A 16,891-nucleotide genomic window follows, 5' to 3' on the forward strand; every position below is an offset into this window, starting at 1 on the left:
ATCTGGGATTTTGGGGCCAACCCTTTAATAGGGCAATATCTTTTCTAGCAAGGGTTTCAGGACTTTTCTACAGGAAATCATGATAATTGACAATTTCTCCCCCTCTCCCCCTCTCCCCCTCTCCCCCTCTCCCTTGCTCCCCCTCTCCTCTTCTCCCCTGCTAATCAAGGCTCCTCCGAAAACGGCAATTCCAGGGGAATTTTCCCGAGGGTGCCTTTACGGAAATCGTTTAAAAGCTGACAGGCGGTACGTTCGACATCGTTTTGATAGCGTTCGGCGGCCAGCAAATGTAAATAAGATTCCCCCGTCATGCCTTTGGGATCGAGGTCGTAGCGAGACAACAAGGCGTCTTGCGGAACCATGTCGTTGCCCAACCTTTCGACTCGAGCGATCGCGTCCACCATTGCCGACGCGATCCGTTGGTTGTCGTAAGCAGCCTCACCGATATCCTCGCAAATCGCCAACTTCACCGCGTCCGCCTGTTTGTCCAACCTCCACGGAATAATACCCGGCGAATCGAGAAGTTCCAAATTTGCCCGGTTCGCCGCCCCAGATTTCCCGCGTTTTCCGTCCCGTTCTGACAGGCGAATCCAGCGCAACTGGCGCGTCACTCCCGCACGTCTGGCACTTTCGACCACTTTCCGCCGCAACAAGCGGTTGATCAACGCCGATTTTCCCACGTTGGGAAAGCCGATAACCACAGCCCGAACCGGACGAGGGCGCATCCCTCGAGACACGCGGCGTTCGTTGAGTTTGTCCCCCACCGCCTCAGCAGCTTTAGCCACCTGAGCGACCCCCGTTCCCTGCTTGGCGTTGGTGAAATAGGCCGTTTCGCCGCGATCGGAAAACCAGTTCGTCCAAGCCTGACGGACTTCTGAGGGAATCATATCCACGCGGTTGAGGATGAGAACCCGCGATTTTTCTCCCAACCACTGCGCTAGTTGCGGGTGATGGGTGGCCAGGGGAATTCGCGCGTCTCGCACTTCGAGAACCACGTCCACGCGGTTGAGTTGTTCTTGCAGTTGCCGTTCGGCTTTGGCAATATGACCGGGATACCACTGAATCATGAACAGGGAACAGGGAATAGGGAACAGGGAATAGGGAATAGGGAACAGGGGTAAGGTGCGTGACTTGAAAAACCGGGTGTCGAACCTGAGACCAATACATTGTCACGCACCGACTCAGAATTTCTCCTTATCCCATCATCTCATCATCCCATCATCCCATCATCGCCATTACGGAACGACCAGCACGGGACAGGGGGACAGGTTGATGGTTAAGTTGGTGACGCTTTCGGCAGCGCCTTCTTCCGTTAAGCCGGTGCCGCGACTGCCCATTACGATTAAGTCGACGTCGAGTTCGTCGGCCACGTCGCAAATGGTAAAAGCGGGTTTGCCTTCTCGTTCGATCGCTTCGGCTTCGATACCCTGTTCGGCGAAGACGTCCTGAGCGCTTTTCAGTAATTCTGCAATGAGTTCGGGAGAGTTCATCCGCGTGGGTTCGCTGCCTTCTGCAGGCGGCTCGACCACCGATAGGATAATGAGGCGGGCGTTGTAGGTTTTCGCTAAATCGGCCACGATTTGGGCAGCGTGGTGCGATTCGCGACTGCCGTCGATGGGAAACAGTACGCTCTTAAACATTGTCGTCTCTCTAATGTCCGGTCTCCGGTAGAATTGTGACGGCGCGAAGTCTCAACTTGACCGCCAGGTACGTGGAAATACCAGAAAAATAAGTAGATATAGGAGGTCAAAGTGCCTAAGAAAACTGTAGCAAATTTATCGGCGTCGGATTTATCGGGTAAACGGGTTTTGGTACGGGCGGATTTCAACGTACCTTTGGATGATTCGGGCAAAATCACCGACGATACGCGGATTCGCGCCGCCCTCCCAACGATTCGGGATTTGACTGAAAAGGGTGCGAAAGTGTTGCTGTCGAGCCACTTGGGGCGTCCGAAAGGGCAGGTCAAGGAAGATATGCGCTTGACCCCCGTGGCGCAACGTCTCTCGGAACTGTTGGGCAAACCGGTTATTAAATGCGACGACTGCGTTGGTGATGCGGTGAAAGCTGAAGTGGACAAACTGGCCAACGGCGGCGTGCTGCTGCTGGAAAACGTCCGTTTCCACGCTGGAGAAGAGAAAAACGATCCTGAATTCGCCAAACAGTTGGCGTCTCTGGCGGACGTTTATGTTAACGATGCGTTCGGAACGGCTCACCGAGCCCACGCTTCGACGGAAGGGGTCACGCAACACATCGATACTTGCGTTGCGGGATATCTCATTGAGAAAGAGCTGGAGTTCTTGCAAAACGCCATTGAAAACCCCCAGCGTCCTTTGGCGGCGATCGTTGGCGGCTCGAAAGTGTCGAGCAAAATCGGTGTCATCGAAACGCTGTTGGAAAAGGTGGACAAGCTGTTCATCGGCGGCGGTATGATCTTTACGTTCTTCAAGGCTCGCGGTTTGAGTGTTGGAAAGTCTTTGGTGGAAGAAGACAAGCTGGAACTGGCAAAAGCTCTCGAAGCCAAAGCCAAAGAGCGTGGTGTGGAGCTGTTGTTACCGACGGATGTGATTGTTGCTGATAATTTTGCCCCCGATGCCAACGATCGCACTGTAGCGGTCGATGCAATTCCCGACGGTTGGATGGGTCTCGACATCGGGCCGGATTCGGTGAAAACCTTCCAAGACGCCCTAGCAGACTGCAAGTCGGTCATTTGGAACGGACCGATGGGCGTGTTTGAATTCGAGAAATTTGCCAAAGGTACCGAAGCGATCGCTCGCACGCTGGCAGATTTGACCGGACAAGGCACTACCACCATTATCGGCGGTGGCGATTCTGTGGCGGCGGTGGAAAAGGTCGGTGTGGCTGACAAAATGAGCCACATTTCTACGGGCGGCGGTGCGAGTCTCGAACTCCTTGAAGGTAAAGTGCTGCCCGGAATTGCAGCTCTCGACGACGCGTAGGTTTGAGCAGAACCGCCGCGCATCCTACGATTCTACCGTTAGGTGAATCGTTAGTTAGCGGCGGGCTATTATTGAATTAGCTGAGTACGGCACTATTACCCGCCAGAATAAGAACTCTGGAGTACCGGGTAGATACAAGACCTGCTCGGTAAGGTACAGCTGAACCTGTAAGTCCGGTATCGCCCGATTGTTAAAAGTAGGGAGCTGGTCAAAAGTTGGTATGGCATTGTCGATAATCACTTAAACTCACGAGCGGAAACGACTCGGAGTGCGGTCAAGGCCAAAGTTCCTGACCGTAGGCGAGAGCGCCGCCTATCTTGGACAACTGTAGCTGCTCCGTAGGGGAGAGTGCCGGACAAGGAAGCCACGATTCTACTGCTTAGCAGTGAATCGTCGGAGCGTTCACAGGTAAGGAGGCGATCGGATGGGGAGATAACCCGATGATGGAAGTGTTTCAAATCTCCTCATCTCTTCAACTCCTGTTGGATCTGCTGCGTGACGCGGTAACAGTCCCTTAACTGGATTTCAGTTCTATTTTCTGGCCGCGTCACACTCCCTACGACGGCCGAAGCGATCGAACCCGATCGACGGGGTGATAAACCTTGCATTTGCCGGATCTCGATTGCGGTTGGCGAGGTTTGGGATGGGTTCGCTGCTGAAATGTCTGTTGTTGAGATTCTTAAGGATTTTCCAAAGCTGAGGAAAACTGATATTCGAGCTTGCTTAGAGTTTGTAGGCGATCGCGATCGTCGTCTCGTTGCTTCGGTGAGTCATCCTGACTTACGATCTCTATCTTTAGAAGCCTGTAGCACTTTCAACATTGTATCTGCTACCTCATCGGCATCATAGGGCGATCGCTTGGTGCAGGGCAATCGCTTTCCAATCAGCCGCGCATCCGTCGAGTTGCTTCAGAGCGATCGGGGTTGGGAATTGAGGTTCTTCCGAAGTTACTATGCAAGAAATTGCTGAAACTCCTACAGAGTAAGACTTTTCGCTAAACTGTATAAAAAGGGGTCTAAAATCTCGAAATCCCTTGCGAGATATAGGCTACAGGCATTTATCCTGCATCCCAAGGTCGGAAGAGCCAGGATTCTTTCCTTTAGAATACGAGACGTTACCTTGCATATGGACACCTCGATTAATTCAAGCTTATTGAGTCCTCGACTCCGCTCGGACTCAACGCTGAGCGAAGTCGAAGCGAGCGAAGTCGAAGCGAGCGAAGTCGAAGCGAGCGAAGTCGAAGCGAGCGAAGTCGAAGCGAGCGAAGTCGAAGCGAGCGAAGTCGAAGCGAGCGAAGTCGAAGCGAGCGAAGTCGAAGCGAGCGAAGTCGAAGCGAGCGAAGTCGAAGCGTTGAGAAAAAGGCTATACTATCGAGAATTGATAAGGAGATTTCAAGGGTTTCAGCCATTTGAGTTTGAGCCAGAATCAATTTTTCGAGGTTCCTATATAGCGTTTCCCTGACCTGTGAAGTACACATAAACCTTACTACACAAGGAGTTTAGCTATAAACTTGTACCTCACTAGACTGAGGAACGCTGTATAAAACATTAAATAGGTATTATTTTTAGATATAAACATACATGGGATTGTAATTATTTGACAACTCCCCGATCTGACAACTTTGGTCTTTGCCAAACCCCTAAAAATTGCCGATTCGCCTAAAGGACTCGCCCGATCGCACCCCCACCACCACCCATCTCAAACACCTCACCCTCAGATGCGGGATCGGATCGATCGCCGATATTCGATCGATTTGGCACAATAGAGTTATCCCTAATCGGCGTTGTCGAAGTCGTTGTCGTTCCCGGCGGAGGTCGCCCGACTCACCTCAACGCACATCGCACAAACGCACCATCGTCTCGCGTTTTTGCAGGATTCCCTCAAGAAGGTTAATATAAGTTAACACTGACACTCATAAAACCGAGAAAAGAACCGCTCATAAGAAACGAGGAGGAAGAACCCCGGTGAACAAACGGTGGAGAAATGCAGGCTTATACGCACTGTTGGCGATCGTCGTCATCGCCTTAGCGACGGCGTTCTTCGACCAGCAGCCCCAAGCCCGACAAACCGCGAAATACAGCGAATTTATCAGCGCGGTCGAAAGCGGCAGAATTGAAGGAACCATCAACCTGAGTTCCGATCGCACCCAAGCGATTTATACCGACCCCCAAGGCAACGGCAAAGTCGTCGTCAACCTGCCCAACGACCCCGAACTCATCGATATCCTCACGGATAACGGGTTGGACGTGCGGGTGATGCCTCAAAGCGACGATGGCTTCTGGTTCCGCGCCCTGAGCAGCTTGTTCTTCCCGATCTTGCTGTTGGTGGGACTGTTCTTCTTGCTGCGCCGCGCCCAATCCGGCCCCGGTAGCCAAGCCATGAACTTCGGGAAGTCTAAAGCACGGGTTCAAATGGAACCCCAAACCCAAGTCACCTTTGGCGACGTGGCAGGCATCGAACAAGCCAAACTCGAACTGACGGAGGTTGTGGACTTCCTGAAAAACGCCGATCGCTTTACCGCTGTCGGTGCGAAAATTCCCAAAGGCGTGCTGCTCGTCGGACCGCCGGGAACCGGTAAAACGCTGCTGGCTCGCGCTGTGGCTGGGGAAGCTGGGGTTCCGTTCTTCTCCATCTCCGGTTCTGAATTCGTCGAAATGTTCGTCGGTGTCGGAGCCTCCCGCGTCCGCGACCTGTTCGAGCAAGCTAAACAAAACGCTCCCTGTATCGTCTTTATCGATGAAATCGACGCCGTAGGTCGCCAGCGGGGTGCGGGTTTAGGCGGCGGTAACGACGAACGGGAACAAACCCTCAACCAACTCCTCACTGAAATGGACGGTTTCGAGGGCAACACGGGCATTATCATCATCGCCGCCACGAACCGCCCCGACGTTCTCGACGCTGCGTTGATGCGCCCCGGTCGTTTCGATCGCCAAGTCGTGGTCGATCGCCCCGACTACGCCGGACGCTTGGAAATTCTCAACGTCCACGCACGCGGCAAAACCCTCTCCAAAGACGTAGATTTAGAAAAAATCGCCCGTCGGACTCCTGGCTTTACAGGGGCTGACCTGTCGAACCTGCTCAACGAAGCGGCGATTCTGGCAGCCCGTCGCAACTTGACCGAAATCTCGATGGACGAAGTGAACGACGCGATCGATCGCGTCCTCGCCGGTCCCGAGAAGAAAGATCGCGTCATGAGCGAGAAACGCAAAACCCTCGTGGCCTATCACGAAGCCGGACACGCCCTCGTCGGTGCCTTGATGCCCGATTACGACCCAGTTCAAAAAATCAGCATCATCCCGCGCGGTGCTGCTGGCGGTTTGACCTGGTTCACTCCCAGCGAGGAGCGCATGGATTCCGGTCTCTACTCCCGCTCTTACCTGCAAAACCAAATGGCAGTCGCCCTCGGCGGTCGCATCGCCGAAGAAATCATCTTCGGTGAAGAAGAAGTGACTACCGGCGCGTCGAACGACTTGCAACAAGTGGCTCGCGTGGCGCGTCAGATGGTGACGCGGTTCGGCATGAGCGAACGCCTCGGTCCCGTGGCTTTGGGTCGCCAGCAAGGGAATATGTTCCTCGGTCGCGATATCGCCGCCGAACGGGACTTCTCTGAAGAAACTGCCGCCGCCATTGATGAAGAGGTGAGCAAGTTAGTGGACGAGGCTTACACTCGCGCCAAACAGGTGTTGTCGGAAAATCGCTCGGTTCTCGATCGCCTCTCTGAAATGTTGGTCGAAAAAGAAACCGTCGATGCCGAAGAACTGCAAGACCTACTCGCCAACAGCGACGTGAAGATGGCTGCGATCGCCTAAAGTTCTCGATCGCCTTTTCTCAAAATAATTTACATCGCACTTAGAACGAGGGAACGTCAACGCGACGATCCCTCGTTTCGTTCGATCGCACGCCGATACAGGACAACCCCCCCTCGACTCTAGGCGATCGATGCGCCGTCTTCTCGGTAAATTGCTACAACCGCAGGTTTCGGCGGTTCGTTGGCTTGTTTCCCCGGCCAGTTCGACCCGATCGGTACGTTTCGCATCTGGACGATTTCCTCGCCCTCGGGAGTTTTCACGACAAACTTCCGCGTTTCCATGCGGTAGTTTTGCCGCGTTCCGTGGGATTCGCCGGGATGTTGAATGCCTAAAAACAAGGTGGTTTCGTCCTGAGTGAAAAACGGCCCCGTCGTCTCGCACTCCATCGGCCCGATACCGAATAAAAACGCTTTCCCCGCATCGCGTCCCGACGTGGGAACGTACCAAATCGAGTTGTTGCCATACACGCCCAACAGCTTCGATGACGGTAACGGGTTGCCCAGATCGTCCGTCCGGCTGGCAACGGGGCGATTGTGCTTGCTGGTGGACATATCTGTTACCATCCAAATGTTGCCGCTGCGATCGACCAGCAAGTTATCAGGGTTGGCAAACCCCAATCCGCCCTCTGCGGGTTCCCCTCCCATCGCCACCATCTGCCAGCGAAAACGCATCGCCGCCGGATCGCTGTCGTCCTCCTCCAATCGCATAATCCAACCGGGTTCGTAAGGCACTTCGCCGTTGGGACTCTTAAAAACGCGGGCGTCGGGGCCGCCGTCGCTATCGGGAGAGCCGGAGGTAAAGCTAATATATAACGACCCGTCTGGGGCGATTTCGGTGTCTTCCGGGCGAGCGGTACAGGTGACGCCGACGGCGTTGGCGGCAAAGTGAGCGTCGATGAGAATTGCCCCCTGTTTTTCTGCGGGGGTTCCGGTGTAAATGTCGTCGAGGGTTTGGTAACTGCGTTTGTAGGCGGCGATTTGGGCGTCGGTGGTGGCGGCGAAATATTGTCCGTTCGACGGTGAATGTAAGATGAGCTGTCCGCCAACGATTTGACTGGGAGAGTCGGGATCGACGGGAGTTTCAGGAGTCAGCGGAATCCAGATTCCGGTTCCGTCAGGGTTAAATTTCGCCCCGTACAGCATTCCGTCGGCGAGGAGTTGCGAGTTGGCTTTGTCGGTGGGGTTGGTGACGCGATCGCGACTGATAAATTTGTAGACGTGGCCGCCTCGGCGATCGCACCCGGAATAAAACGCCAGGGGTTTTCCGGTTTCTGCCCGCACGCCGACGGCTTCGTGGCGATAGCGTCCCAGCCAGGTGTGTTTGGTTCCGTAGTCGTTGGGGTTCGCCGGGTCGATTTCGACGATCCAACCATATTTGTTCCCTGCCAGTTGGAAGACGTTCCCTTGTCCGTAGAGGGCGTCTTCAGTCATGAAAAAGGGCAGTTGCGAGGGATCGACGGACGACCCATCGAGGTTGACGGCTTCGGGAACTTGGGCGTGAAAGTTTTCTTCAGCACTGAGGACGGTTCCCCAGGGCGTGGTTCCTCCGGCACAGTTGGCGAAGGTTCCGATAACGCGATCGCCCAAACCGTCGTCGTATCCCTGTTTGTCGGTTTTGCGGAAAATCACCGTCGCCGCTCCGGTACTTTTGAGATAGCGATCGTCTTCTAAACCGGAAATTCCCGTCACGCGGCGATCGGCAACGTCGTTGTTACGAATCCATTTTCCGTTTTCGTCTCGACGCAGAGATACCACCCCCAACCCTTGGTCGATTAGGGCTTCTCGGCAAATGTGGCGAATTTGGGCTTTTAGGGGGTTGTTGTCGCCGAGGGCGAAGGCGTTGAGGATTTTACCGCCTGTCGCCTCGAGAACGTCTCGGACGGGGAGAGACGTTCCGATAACGGATTCGTAGGTTTCGAGCCAAGTTTTGGCACTGATGTACTCGAAGTTAACGGTCAGATAGCCTTCGTTTTCTCCGGTTTCGACGAAACTTAGATAGTCGTTGTTGTAGCCGACGCGGGAGTCCCCGAGGCGATCGCCCCAGGCGAAAAGAACGTCGTACTGAAAGCCGTCGGGAAGAACGAGATCGTCGAGAACGTCGTAGGTACTATAGTCCCCCGCGCGATCGCTCTTAGACGGGTTGTCGTGACTTAAAGGAATCGGCCCTTTAACGGGGGAAAACTTACTAAAAACGCGGTTTTGGCCGGAATCGATCGCGTCGAAAACCGACTGAGCGGTGTCGCTGCTGCAAGATTGCAGAGAACTGAGAGCAACAGTTCCTGCAGTTCCTCCGAGGAAGAACAAAAAGTTTCGGCGGTTGATGGACATGGGAATGATGTGCGATGGAGCGATGTCGTTTTAGATTTTAGACGATGTTAGATCGTTCGATTTAGAGTTTAGATCGGCCAGCAAGTTTAAGATCGGGTTAATTTTAAATTTTGCTTTGATTAAGTCAGTTTAAAAACACCACTCAAGAACGCAAGAATTTCCGATCGCACGCGAATAATACGGAATCCATTTTCGATAAGTTGAATTTCAAGAGGTCTTGACCACATCCCCCCTTAGCCCCCCTTGGGAAAGGGAGTTTAGGGTATGGAAGGGCTTGTCGCGTTCGGCAAAATTGCTGTTTCGTCAATTCAAGTTTGAAATTCGGATTTTGTATAAAACGCCAGTTTTGAAATCGCTTGATATTTCGATCGCATAAAAAACCCTCCCCCAGAGAGCTACATTTTACTTTTGTAAAAGTCTGAAAGAGTTTGAATGTAATTATAACTTAACTCAACGAAAGCCAAGTCGAATATGAAAGAAACTTTATATCCAATGATTTTCTAGTTTTGAGATGATTTTTTCAATTGAATACATCTCAGTTTTGCAATTGAACAACAAAAAGATTTCGTGCTAATCTGAAAATCAGTAAAGGGTTAATCGTAATTTTGGCATAAAATCAGATTCACGGATATGAAATATCGCGATTCTTTACAAATTTTAATTATCGCTTTAACGGGATTGCTGACTAGCTGTCAGGGGATTTCTCAGACAGTTCCCGAACCCACACCCGAACCTCTCATACCCACCGCCGAAATCCCACCTTCTTCAGAAAATTTTGACTATCCGTTCGAGAAATGGTGTTCCGATCTCGATTCACTTCCCGCAGAAACCCGACAGACCGTAGAACAACTGTTGAGAATCGCCAGAACTCGTGAAGAATTGTCGAATGATTCTCGTCCGACTTGTCGTGAAGCCAGTCAAAGATTAGCCGAACGCTCTCAAGTCGAATTGGTCGGTCATCATATTTCTGATTTGAAACCTTTTTCCGATTTACCGCATCTGACTTCTCTCACCCTTATAAATAATCAAATTTCCGATCTGAGTCCGTTAGCGAACCTTACCCATCTGACTTCTTTGGCTCTCGGACAAAATCAGATTTCCGATCTCACCCCTCTGTCTCACCTTAAAGAACTAACTGAACTCGATCTCCACTCGAATGAAATATCCGATTTGACTCCTCTTTCTAATCTGACTAAATTGAGCAAAGTTCGTTTTTCTACTAATCAAATATCTGATTTATCTCCTTTACAAAATCTTAAGCAATTAACTCATATTACCGTTGAAAGTAATAACATCGAGACCTTGCCGGACTTCTCAGCGCTCGATCGATTGACCTATCTGTATTTGAATTCCAATCAAATTAGCGATTTGACGCCTCTGGTTTCACTTCACGCTCCCCTTCAAGTCTTGAATATTGGCAACAATAAAATCTCTGACTTAAGGTATTTATCCCATTTTTATCAGATCGAAGAACTTTCTCTGGGGAGCAATCAGATTGATAATATCAGTCCCTTGTCTAATCTTAGAAACTTAGAAATTTTGTGGCTCGATCGCAATAAAATTTCTGACTTGAGTCCTTTAAGTGATTTAAACTCATTAGAAAAATTGTGGCTGAATCACAATGCCCTTAATTCAAGTTCTCTAAGATTTTTAACAAATCATAGCAATATCAAAAGCCTTCAGCTAAGCTATAATCAAATTGACGATTTAAGTTGGCTGTCTGGATTGACCAATCTTGAAACATTGCGGCTTGAAGAAAATCAAATCAGTGAGATCGCTCCTCTCTCTGGATTAGTCAATCTACAGCATTTGGATCTCAGCAAGAATTCGATTACAGACTTAACGGCTTTGTCTGAATTAGTTAGGATATGGAGATTAGATTTAAGTGATAATGCTATTACAGATATCACTCCTCTCGCGAATCTAACTCGTCTATGGAAATTAGAGATTAATGAAAATGCTATTACAGATATTACTCCTCTTACGAACTTAGTTCGACTGTATTACTGCCGACTAGGAAACAATCAAATTGAGGACTTTAGTCCTTTATCTTCTTTACCAGAGTTATGGAAACTTGATATTCAAGGAAATCCGGCAACTAGCCAAGGCTGTCCGTTACGGCGGCGTCAAGCTTGTGAGTATTATAAAAACTATAGTTTTTAACGAGATAAACTCACTTGTTTTATCGATCGAGTTGAGAATTTAAAGAAATTAATAATAACTTAGGATTGTCATACTTGGAGAAATGCTCTAATCAAAATAGCATTTAAATTCTTCAAGGTTTCTCAATTTAAATGATGATGTTCCAGAGGTATTTGGTAAAATAGGACATTCTTCTAAACGAATTGGATTATTGCGAAGATCGAGAGAGAAAGCAACCGTTAGATTTTCTAATTGTTGAAGCGTATCGATCTGATTGTTGGCTAAGTTCAGAGACAAAATTTCAATGTTATTAATTGGTGTAACGTCTGTAATTCTATTGTAGCTTAAATCGAGAACACTGATCGTATCGAAATTAGAAAGGGGTTGAAGGTCGCTGATGCGAGCGTGACTAAGCCTAATATCAATCATTTCAAAACCTAAGTTTTTAGCGTTTTTTAATTTAGCCAGTATCCCTAAAGTTTGAATATCCTCAGTGTTCGTATGACTCAAATTAATCGATGAAAGATTTATAAGTCTAGCTAAACTTTCTATGTTGTGAATTGGGTTATAACTCAAGTCTAAGTAACTGATGTCTTGGTTCTGAGCTAGAGGAAAAATATTGCGGATATTATTGTGACAGAGAGACACGTCGTTTAATTTTTTAAACTGAGAAATGTTCCGAATTTCTTCAAGCTCGTTATGACAGAGATCGAGTCGTTGAAGAAATTGGTTTATGCCTCGACCTTCGCTCGGAACTGGTGGCAATTCTCTGATTTTATTATTGGAGAGGCCGAGTATTCGAATACTCGACCCCATTAATGGTGACATATCTTCAATCTCATTATTAGATAAATGGACAATTGATAACCATCTTAATTGAGATAATGGAGCTAATTCTACAATTTTACTATTTTTGATAACTAAAGTACGGAGATGAGGATGGCGAGAAAGTGGTTGTAGATCGCTGATATGAGTACCAGACAACTGTAGCTCGCGCAATTCGCTCATTTTCTCGAAGAGATACCAATCTTCATCTTCAAGAGGGATTCCGAGCATTTCGAGATACTTCATTTCAGTTAAATTTGCAATCGGCTCTAAATCCACAATGGGATTATTATCAAGAGATAAAGAAATAAGATTGGTTAGATCTTTTATTACTTCTATATTTTCAATAGAGTTATTTTCAAGCTTTAGAACTCTCAGTTGAGGAAGTTTGGTAAGTACCTGAATATTTGTGACATTGTTGTTCCTTAAATTCAGACGGGTAAGATGGCTGAGCGATTGTAAAGGACTCAAATCTTCAAGATTTGAATCTGGCATATTTATGTCTCGAGTGGTACTCAGAAATAATTCAGCTTCTTGGCAATTATCAATATCGCGACCTTTCAAGATACGTGCTTTGAGCATCAGTTTATCGACAGTACGTTGGGTCTCTGGCTGAAGCTGGCTGCGTTGTTCGCACCAACTTTCAAAACTCTCTACATCTAGAGCAACCTCTGGACGATCTTGTGGCTCGGAGGATTGGACGTTAGATAACCTCAGAAAAGCATAGCCCAGCAAAGAAGCTAATAAGAGTAATAGATAGAAGAGCCGATTTCGTTGGTTCATGGTTATGTTTTGCTATTTTTAAATGATTTTATTTAGACCTGTTAAGGCTAGGGATATAAGCCAAACTTATTCTGGTAAAAAACATGATTGAGAGGTAAACTGTTTGCACTCCAATTCTGTAATTTTTTTGGTATTTGCGACAAGTTGACCCACAACTTCAACAGAACCGTTGTGAGAATTCTCAAAGTTCGAGGTTTGAACAATCTGGCTTCACTTTCTCTGGACACTGAAGAGACGATCGAGACCTGTTTTTAAAAAAGCTCGACAAAAAGCGACGAGCTGATTCTCGAAAGGGTCGTTTGAATTGGGAAGTCGATCGACATCTCGTCTCAAACAATCAAACAATTTCGTGCTAAACTCGAAATTAGAAAGAGTCAGTCATAATTATTTTGGCAAAAAATCAGATTCACGGATATGAAATATCGCGATTCTTTACAAATTTTAATTATCGCTTTAACCGGATTGCTGACTAGCTGTCAGGGGATTTCCCAGACAGTTCCCGAACCCACACTAGAACCTCTCGTACCCAGCGCCGAAACTCCGCCTTCTTCAGAAAATTTTGACTATCCGTTCGAGAAATGGTGTTCCGATCTCGATTCCCTTCCCGCAGAAACCCGACAGACTGTAGAACAACTGTTGAGAATCGCCAGAACTCATGAAGAATTGTTGAATGATTCTCATCCGACTTGTCGCGAAGCCAGCCAAAGATTAGCCGAACGCTCTCAAGTCGAACTGGTCGGTCATCATATTTCTGATTTGAGACCTTTTACCGATCTACCGCATCTGACTTCTCTCAATCTTATAAATAATCAAATTTCCGATCTCAGTTCGATCGCACAACTGACTAATCTAACTTATTTAGGTCTCGGACGGAATCAAATTTCCGATCTCACACCTCTGTCTCACCTTAAAGAACTAACTGAACTCGATCTCCACTCGAATGAAATATCCGATTTGACTCCTCTTTCTCATCTGAGTAAATTGAGCTTGGTTCATTTGGCGACTAATCAAATATCTGATTTATCTCCTTTACAAAATCTTCATCGATTAACTGAGGTTAATGTCCGAAAGAATTTTGTGGAAACTCTACCAGACTTCTCGGCACTCGTTCAGATAACATACTTGAATTTAGGGAACAATCAAATCTCTGACTTAAGCCACTTATCTCATCTGTCTAAATTAAAAGAGCTTTCGTTATCTGATAATCAGCTTGACGACATCAGCCCTTTGTCTAATCTTGAAGAACTAGAAGTTTTGCGCCTCAACAACAATCAAATTTCTGACTTAAGCCCTTTAGAAAATTTTAATTCATTAGTGATGTTGGGGCTGAATAGAAATTCTGTAAATTCAAACTCTTTAAGATTTCTAACGAATCATAAAAATCTCAAAAATCTCTCTCTTAAACACAATAAAATTGACGATCTGAGTTTTCTAAGTGGGTTGACTAATCTTGAAACATTATGGCTTGGAGGCAACCAAGTTAGCGATCTAAAACCTCTATCTGGATTAGTCAGACTACGAACTTTGAATCTAAGTGGCAATGCTATTACAGAGTTGACGGCTCTGTCTGAATTAATCAGATTAGGGAGATTACATCTCAATAAAAATGCCATTACAGATCTCACACCTCTCGCGAACCTAACCGATCTATGGGAATTAGAGATTAATGAAAATGCGATTACAGATATTACTCCTCTTACGAACTTAGTTCGACTGCGTTACTGCCGACTTGGCAACAATCAAATTGAAGACTTTAGTCCCTTGTCTACTCTACCTTTGTGGGCGCTCGATATTGAAGGCAATCCAGAGACTCGCCAGGGCTGTCCGTTACGGCGGCGTCAAGCTTGTGAGTATTATCAAAAGAGTCCCTTGGGCTTACTATAAAAACCAAGGGGGTTAGGATTGCTGCTTCACGGCGACCGAGCTGTATTCCTTGTATCACTAGGGCTCTGCCATCGATAAACCCAGCCGATCGCCGCAATACCAAGAGAACTTTTAAATTTCAATTCCCAACAAAACTGAACTTTACTTTTCGCCTTGAACTGGTGGGCATCTCGAAAAATTGATTCTGGCTCAAAATCCAATGGCTGGAACCCTTGAAATCTCGTTTCTAATTCTCGATAGTAGAGCCTATTTATCAATAAGCTTGAATCAATCGAGATGCCCTGGTGTTATAAACACTATTCTAGCTCTTCTAAGGCACGCTCGATCGAACCTCTTAATGCCCTCGGAGATACCCAGAAAGGGGAGGGGGCGTCGCTGTTAATATATTCGTCTAGGATCGCTAAAGCATTTAAAAGTGCGGCTTTTGCATAATTTCGACTGAGTGTATTGTTCCCATCTTCTCCCGCTAAACTTAGCCAAGCGTAGGCCACTTGATACAGTTCGTGTTTGTCTGCTAAAAAATCCGAGAGATTTTGCCCTTCTGGCTTTATCCAACCTTCACTCTCATGCATACCATCGAGGTCACCCGATAACGCCGCCCTAACTAGATCGAGCTTTTTTCCATAAAATTCTGCAGCAAGTACTACTTGTATTCTAGGGTTGCCTATGAATTGTTCAACAGTCACTCCTTCATCTGCGATATCATTAGCAGAAAGTTGAAAAGCTCCATAATGTCCCTGGCGATTATCTGCTGTCCAATCACCACCACTAGACTCGGTAGGTACAATAGACATTAAAAATAACCCAACTTCCAGGCTGACAACCCCTGCCTCTATGAACTCGATCATGTCCTCTACAAAGTCTTGTCTGAGAGGCCCTGGAAAGATTCCCTCAGCGGTCGCTTTGAAAATCTCACCTTCGAGGACGTACTCATCCGAGTTTTGAGCAATTTCTCCCACAGGTGTTTCGGGTGCTACATCTTGCTCGATCGCCTTGGTTGCTGCGGTTTGCTCTTCCTTTTCCCATTCATCGAGCACCTCAATTATCTCGAATCCGAGTTCCTGTAGCGTTTGTTGCTCTTCCTCAGTCAGCGTTGGTTGAGTTTGCTGTCCTTCTTCTGTCGGTTGTGACGCTTGTTGCTCTTCCTCTGGCGCAAAATAGGGCAGATTCGCCAACTCTTCCGAACTCGGAAAGAAACCGTCAGTCTGTGGAGAAGTCGCCTCAGCCACCCCCTGAGCGGCTCTGCGCTCGTGGCTCCAAGCCAAAGGTTGCGGGAAAGGGACGCTCGGCTGTGGGACCGCCTGGGGAGACGCTTTTTTAGAATGAGAGGCTCGTTCCACGATCGACCTTGTTAAACTCACCAATCTGACTTTAAAATTACCCCCCAGATCGTTAAAGTTTTTTCTAATTTTCCAATCTGAACCCAACACCAGACCCATGACACTCGATCGATCCGCTCAGTGGCCGGCTGGCGATCACCGCTATCTCATGGCTGAAATTGGACTCGTCCGTCAAATGCTAGAGGCCCAGGGAACGAACCCCACCGAAATCGCCTCACCTTCCCCCAATCCCAACCCCAATACACCGATCTTCATCGCCGAAACAATGGCGTTTCCCCCCGCACTCGATCGACTCTGTCAAACCTTTTCACTCTCAACCTTCGAGCGTCGCGTTTTAGTCTTCTGCGCGGGCATGGAATTAGACCCAACCTTTGAAAGACTCTGCCAAAAAGTTGCCGGAGACGCTCAACGCGCTTATCCCACCTTTCAACTGGCAATGGCGTTATTTTCAGACTTTCATTGGACGGCACTTCGCGACAGTTCGCCCTTACATCACTATCAACTCATCGAAGTTCGCGAGAGTCCTCTCATCTCGAGCGCCCTGAGAATCGATCGCTCCGTTCTCTATTACTTAATGGGTCAACCTTATCGAGATCCCTATCTCTTTCCCTTTTTCCAAGAACTCAACTCCCTCGAGACTTCCATCCCTCTTTCTTCAAACGCTCGAGAAACGATCGCCAAAATCGAGAATTTAAACGTCGATCGAACATCCCAACCCCCAACCCACTTAGGGTTTGCTGAAAAAGTTATCAAAAGCTGGGGGTGGAAAATGAACAAGAAGCCGTCTTGCTCAAGGTATAAATCTGAATTGACTTAACTCGTCC

At 48.1% G+C, this 16,891-nt stretch carries 12 protein-coding genes; 7 read left to right on the forward strand and 5 right to left on the reverse strand.

All coding sequences use genetic code 11. The annotated features are described in order from the left end of the window. Positions 1-164: 164 nt before the first annotated feature. Both ylqF and GEI7105_RS0123850 read right to left on the reverse strand, forming a co-directional pair. Positions 165-1,067 carry a ribosome biogenesis GTPase YlqF gene (gene ylqF / locus GEI7105_RS0123845; protein ID WP_017662918.1) on the reverse strand — a complete coding sequence of 301 codons (903 nt, stop codon included), beginning with the start codon at positions 1,065-1,067 and terminating at the stop codon, positions 165-167. Positions 1,068-1,235: 168 nt separating this feature from the next. Further along, a complete protein-coding gene (locus GEI7105_RS0123850; RefSeq protein ID WP_017662919.1) occupies positions 1,236-1,640 on the reverse strand; it encodes a universal stress protein in 405 nt (134 codons plus the stop codon). Between the two features lie 111 nt (positions 1,641-1,751). Between GEI7105_RS0123850 and GEI7105_RS0123855 the strand changes: the two genes are divergently transcribed. The 4 genes from GEI7105_RS0123855 (at position 1,752) to ftsH3 (ending at position 6,766) form a co-directional block, all read left to right on the forward strand. Then, positions 1,752-2,957, forward strand: a complete 1,206-nt coding sequence (locus tag GEI7105_RS0123855) for a phosphoglycerate kinase (RefSeq protein WP_026097925.1) — start codon at positions 1,752-1,754, stop codon at positions 2,955-2,957. Between the two features lie 573 nt (positions 2,958-3,530). Continuing rightward, the gene (locus GEI7105_RS35405; protein WP_083862528.1) at positions 3,531-3,806 is read left to right on the forward strand and encodes a DUF433 domain-containing protein; all 276 of its coding nucleotides are present in this window, start codon (positions 3,531-3,533) and stop codon (positions 3,804-3,806) included. 303 nt (positions 3,807-4,109) lie between these two features. Then, positions 4,110-4,418: a hypothetical protein gene (locus tag GEI7105_RS0123860; RefSeq protein ID WP_083862544.1), complete on the forward strand. Its 309-nt coding sequence runs from the start codon at positions 4,110-4,112 to the stop codon at positions 4,416-4,418. Between the two features lie 503 nt (positions 4,419-4,921). Beyond that, the gene (ftsH3, locus tag GEI7105_RS0123865; RefSeq protein WP_026097926.1) at positions 4,922-6,766 is read left to right on the forward strand and encodes an ATP-dependent zinc metalloprotease FtsH3; all 1,845 of its coding nucleotides are present in this window, start codon (positions 4,922-4,924) and stop codon (positions 6,764-6,766) included. Between the two features lie 119 nt (positions 6,767-6,885). On the opposite strand, the gene GEI7105_RS0123870 is transcribed toward ftsH3, so the two are convergent. Further along, positions 6,886-9,093, reverse strand: coding sequence for a PhoX family protein (locus GEI7105_RS0123870; protein ID WP_017662923.1), 2,208 nt, complete (start codon positions 9,091-9,093; stop codon positions 6,886-6,888). Positions 9,094-9,723: 630 nt separating this feature from the next. Between GEI7105_RS0123870 and GEI7105_RS32205 the strand changes: the two genes are divergently transcribed. Beyond that, the gene (locus tag GEI7105_RS32205; RefSeq protein WP_017662924.1) at positions 9,724-11,256 is read left to right on the forward strand and encodes a leucine-rich repeat domain-containing protein; all 1,533 of its coding nucleotides are present in this window, start codon (positions 9,724-9,726) and stop codon (positions 11,254-11,256) included. Positions 11,257-11,343: 87 nt separating this feature from the next. Here GEI7105_RS32205 and GEI7105_RS0123880 read toward each other — a convergent pair whose 3' ends face one another. Then, on the reverse strand, positions 11,344-12,843 hold the full coding sequence (locus GEI7105_RS0123880; protein WP_144054023.1) for a leucine-rich repeat domain-containing protein: 1,500 nt from the start codon (positions 12,841-12,843) through the stop codon (positions 11,344-11,346). Positions 12,844-13,257: 414 nt separating this feature from the next. Between GEI7105_RS0123880 and GEI7105_RS35410 the strand changes: the two genes are divergently transcribed. After that, a complete protein-coding gene (locus tag GEI7105_RS35410) occupies positions 13,258-14,727 on the forward strand; it encodes a leucine-rich repeat domain-containing protein (RefSeq protein ID WP_083862531.1) in 1,470 nt (489 codons plus the stop codon). A gap of 296 nt (positions 14,728-15,023) precedes the next feature. On the opposite strand, the gene GEI7105_RS0123895 is transcribed toward GEI7105_RS35410, so the two are convergent. Then, a complete protein-coding gene (locus tag GEI7105_RS0123895) occupies positions 15,024-16,166 on the reverse strand; it encodes a hypothetical protein (protein WP_017662928.1) in 1,143 nt (380 codons plus the stop codon). Here GEI7105_RS0123895 and GEI7105_RS0123900 point away from each other — a divergent pair. Next, positions 16,165-16,884, forward strand: a complete 720-nt coding sequence (locus tag GEI7105_RS0123900) for a hypothetical protein (RefSeq protein ID WP_017662929.1) — start codon at positions 16,165-16,167, stop codon at positions 16,882-16,884. The two genes, GEI7105_RS0123895 and GEI7105_RS0123900, sit on opposite strands and share 2 nt — an antisense overlap. Positions 16,885-16,891: the final 7 nt, after the last annotated feature.

Source organism: Baaleninema simplex PCC 7105, from assembly GCF_000332355.1.
In the GTDB taxonomy this organism is placed as follows: Bacteria; Cyanobacteriota; Cyanobacteriia; order Cyanobacteriales; family Geitlerinemataceae; genus Baaleninema; species Baaleninema simplex.

What these genes read in the sequence shown, in the direction of transcription:
- GEI7105_RS0123850 (WP_017662919.1), bottom strand. Translation starts at nt 1,640, where the DNA reads ATGTTTAAGAGCGTACTGTTTCCCATCGACGGCAGTCGCGAATCGCAC.
- GEI7105_RS35410 (WP_083862531.1), top strand. Translation starts at nt 13,258, where the DNA reads ATGAAATATCGCGATTCTTTACAAATTTTAATTATCGCTTTAACCGGA.
- GEI7105_RS32205 (WP_017662924.1), top strand. Translation starts at nt 9,724, where the DNA reads ATGAAATATCGCGATTCTTTACAAATTTTAATTATCGCTTTAACGGGA.
- GEI7105_RS0123880 (WP_144054023.1), bottom strand. Translation starts at nt 12,843, where the DNA reads ATGAACCAACGAAATCGGCTCTTCTATCTATTACTCTTATTAGCTTCT.
- GEI7105_RS0123870 (WP_017662923.1), bottom strand. Translation starts at nt 9,093, where the DNA reads ATGTCCATCAACCGCCGAAACTTTTTGTTCTTCCTCGGAGGAACTGCA.
- ylqF (WP_017662918.1), bottom strand. Translation starts at nt 1,067, where the DNA reads ATGATTCAGTGGTATCCCGGTCATATTGCCAAAGCCGAACGGCAACTG.
- GEI7105_RS0123895 (WP_017662928.1), bottom strand. Translation starts at nt 16,166, where the DNA reads ATGGGTCTGGTGTTGGGTTCAGATTGGAAAATTAGAAAAAACTTTAAC.
- GEI7105_RS0123900 (WP_017662929.1), top strand. Translation starts at nt 16,165, where the DNA reads ATGACACTCGATCGATCCGCTCAGTGGCCGGCTGGCGATCACCGCTAT.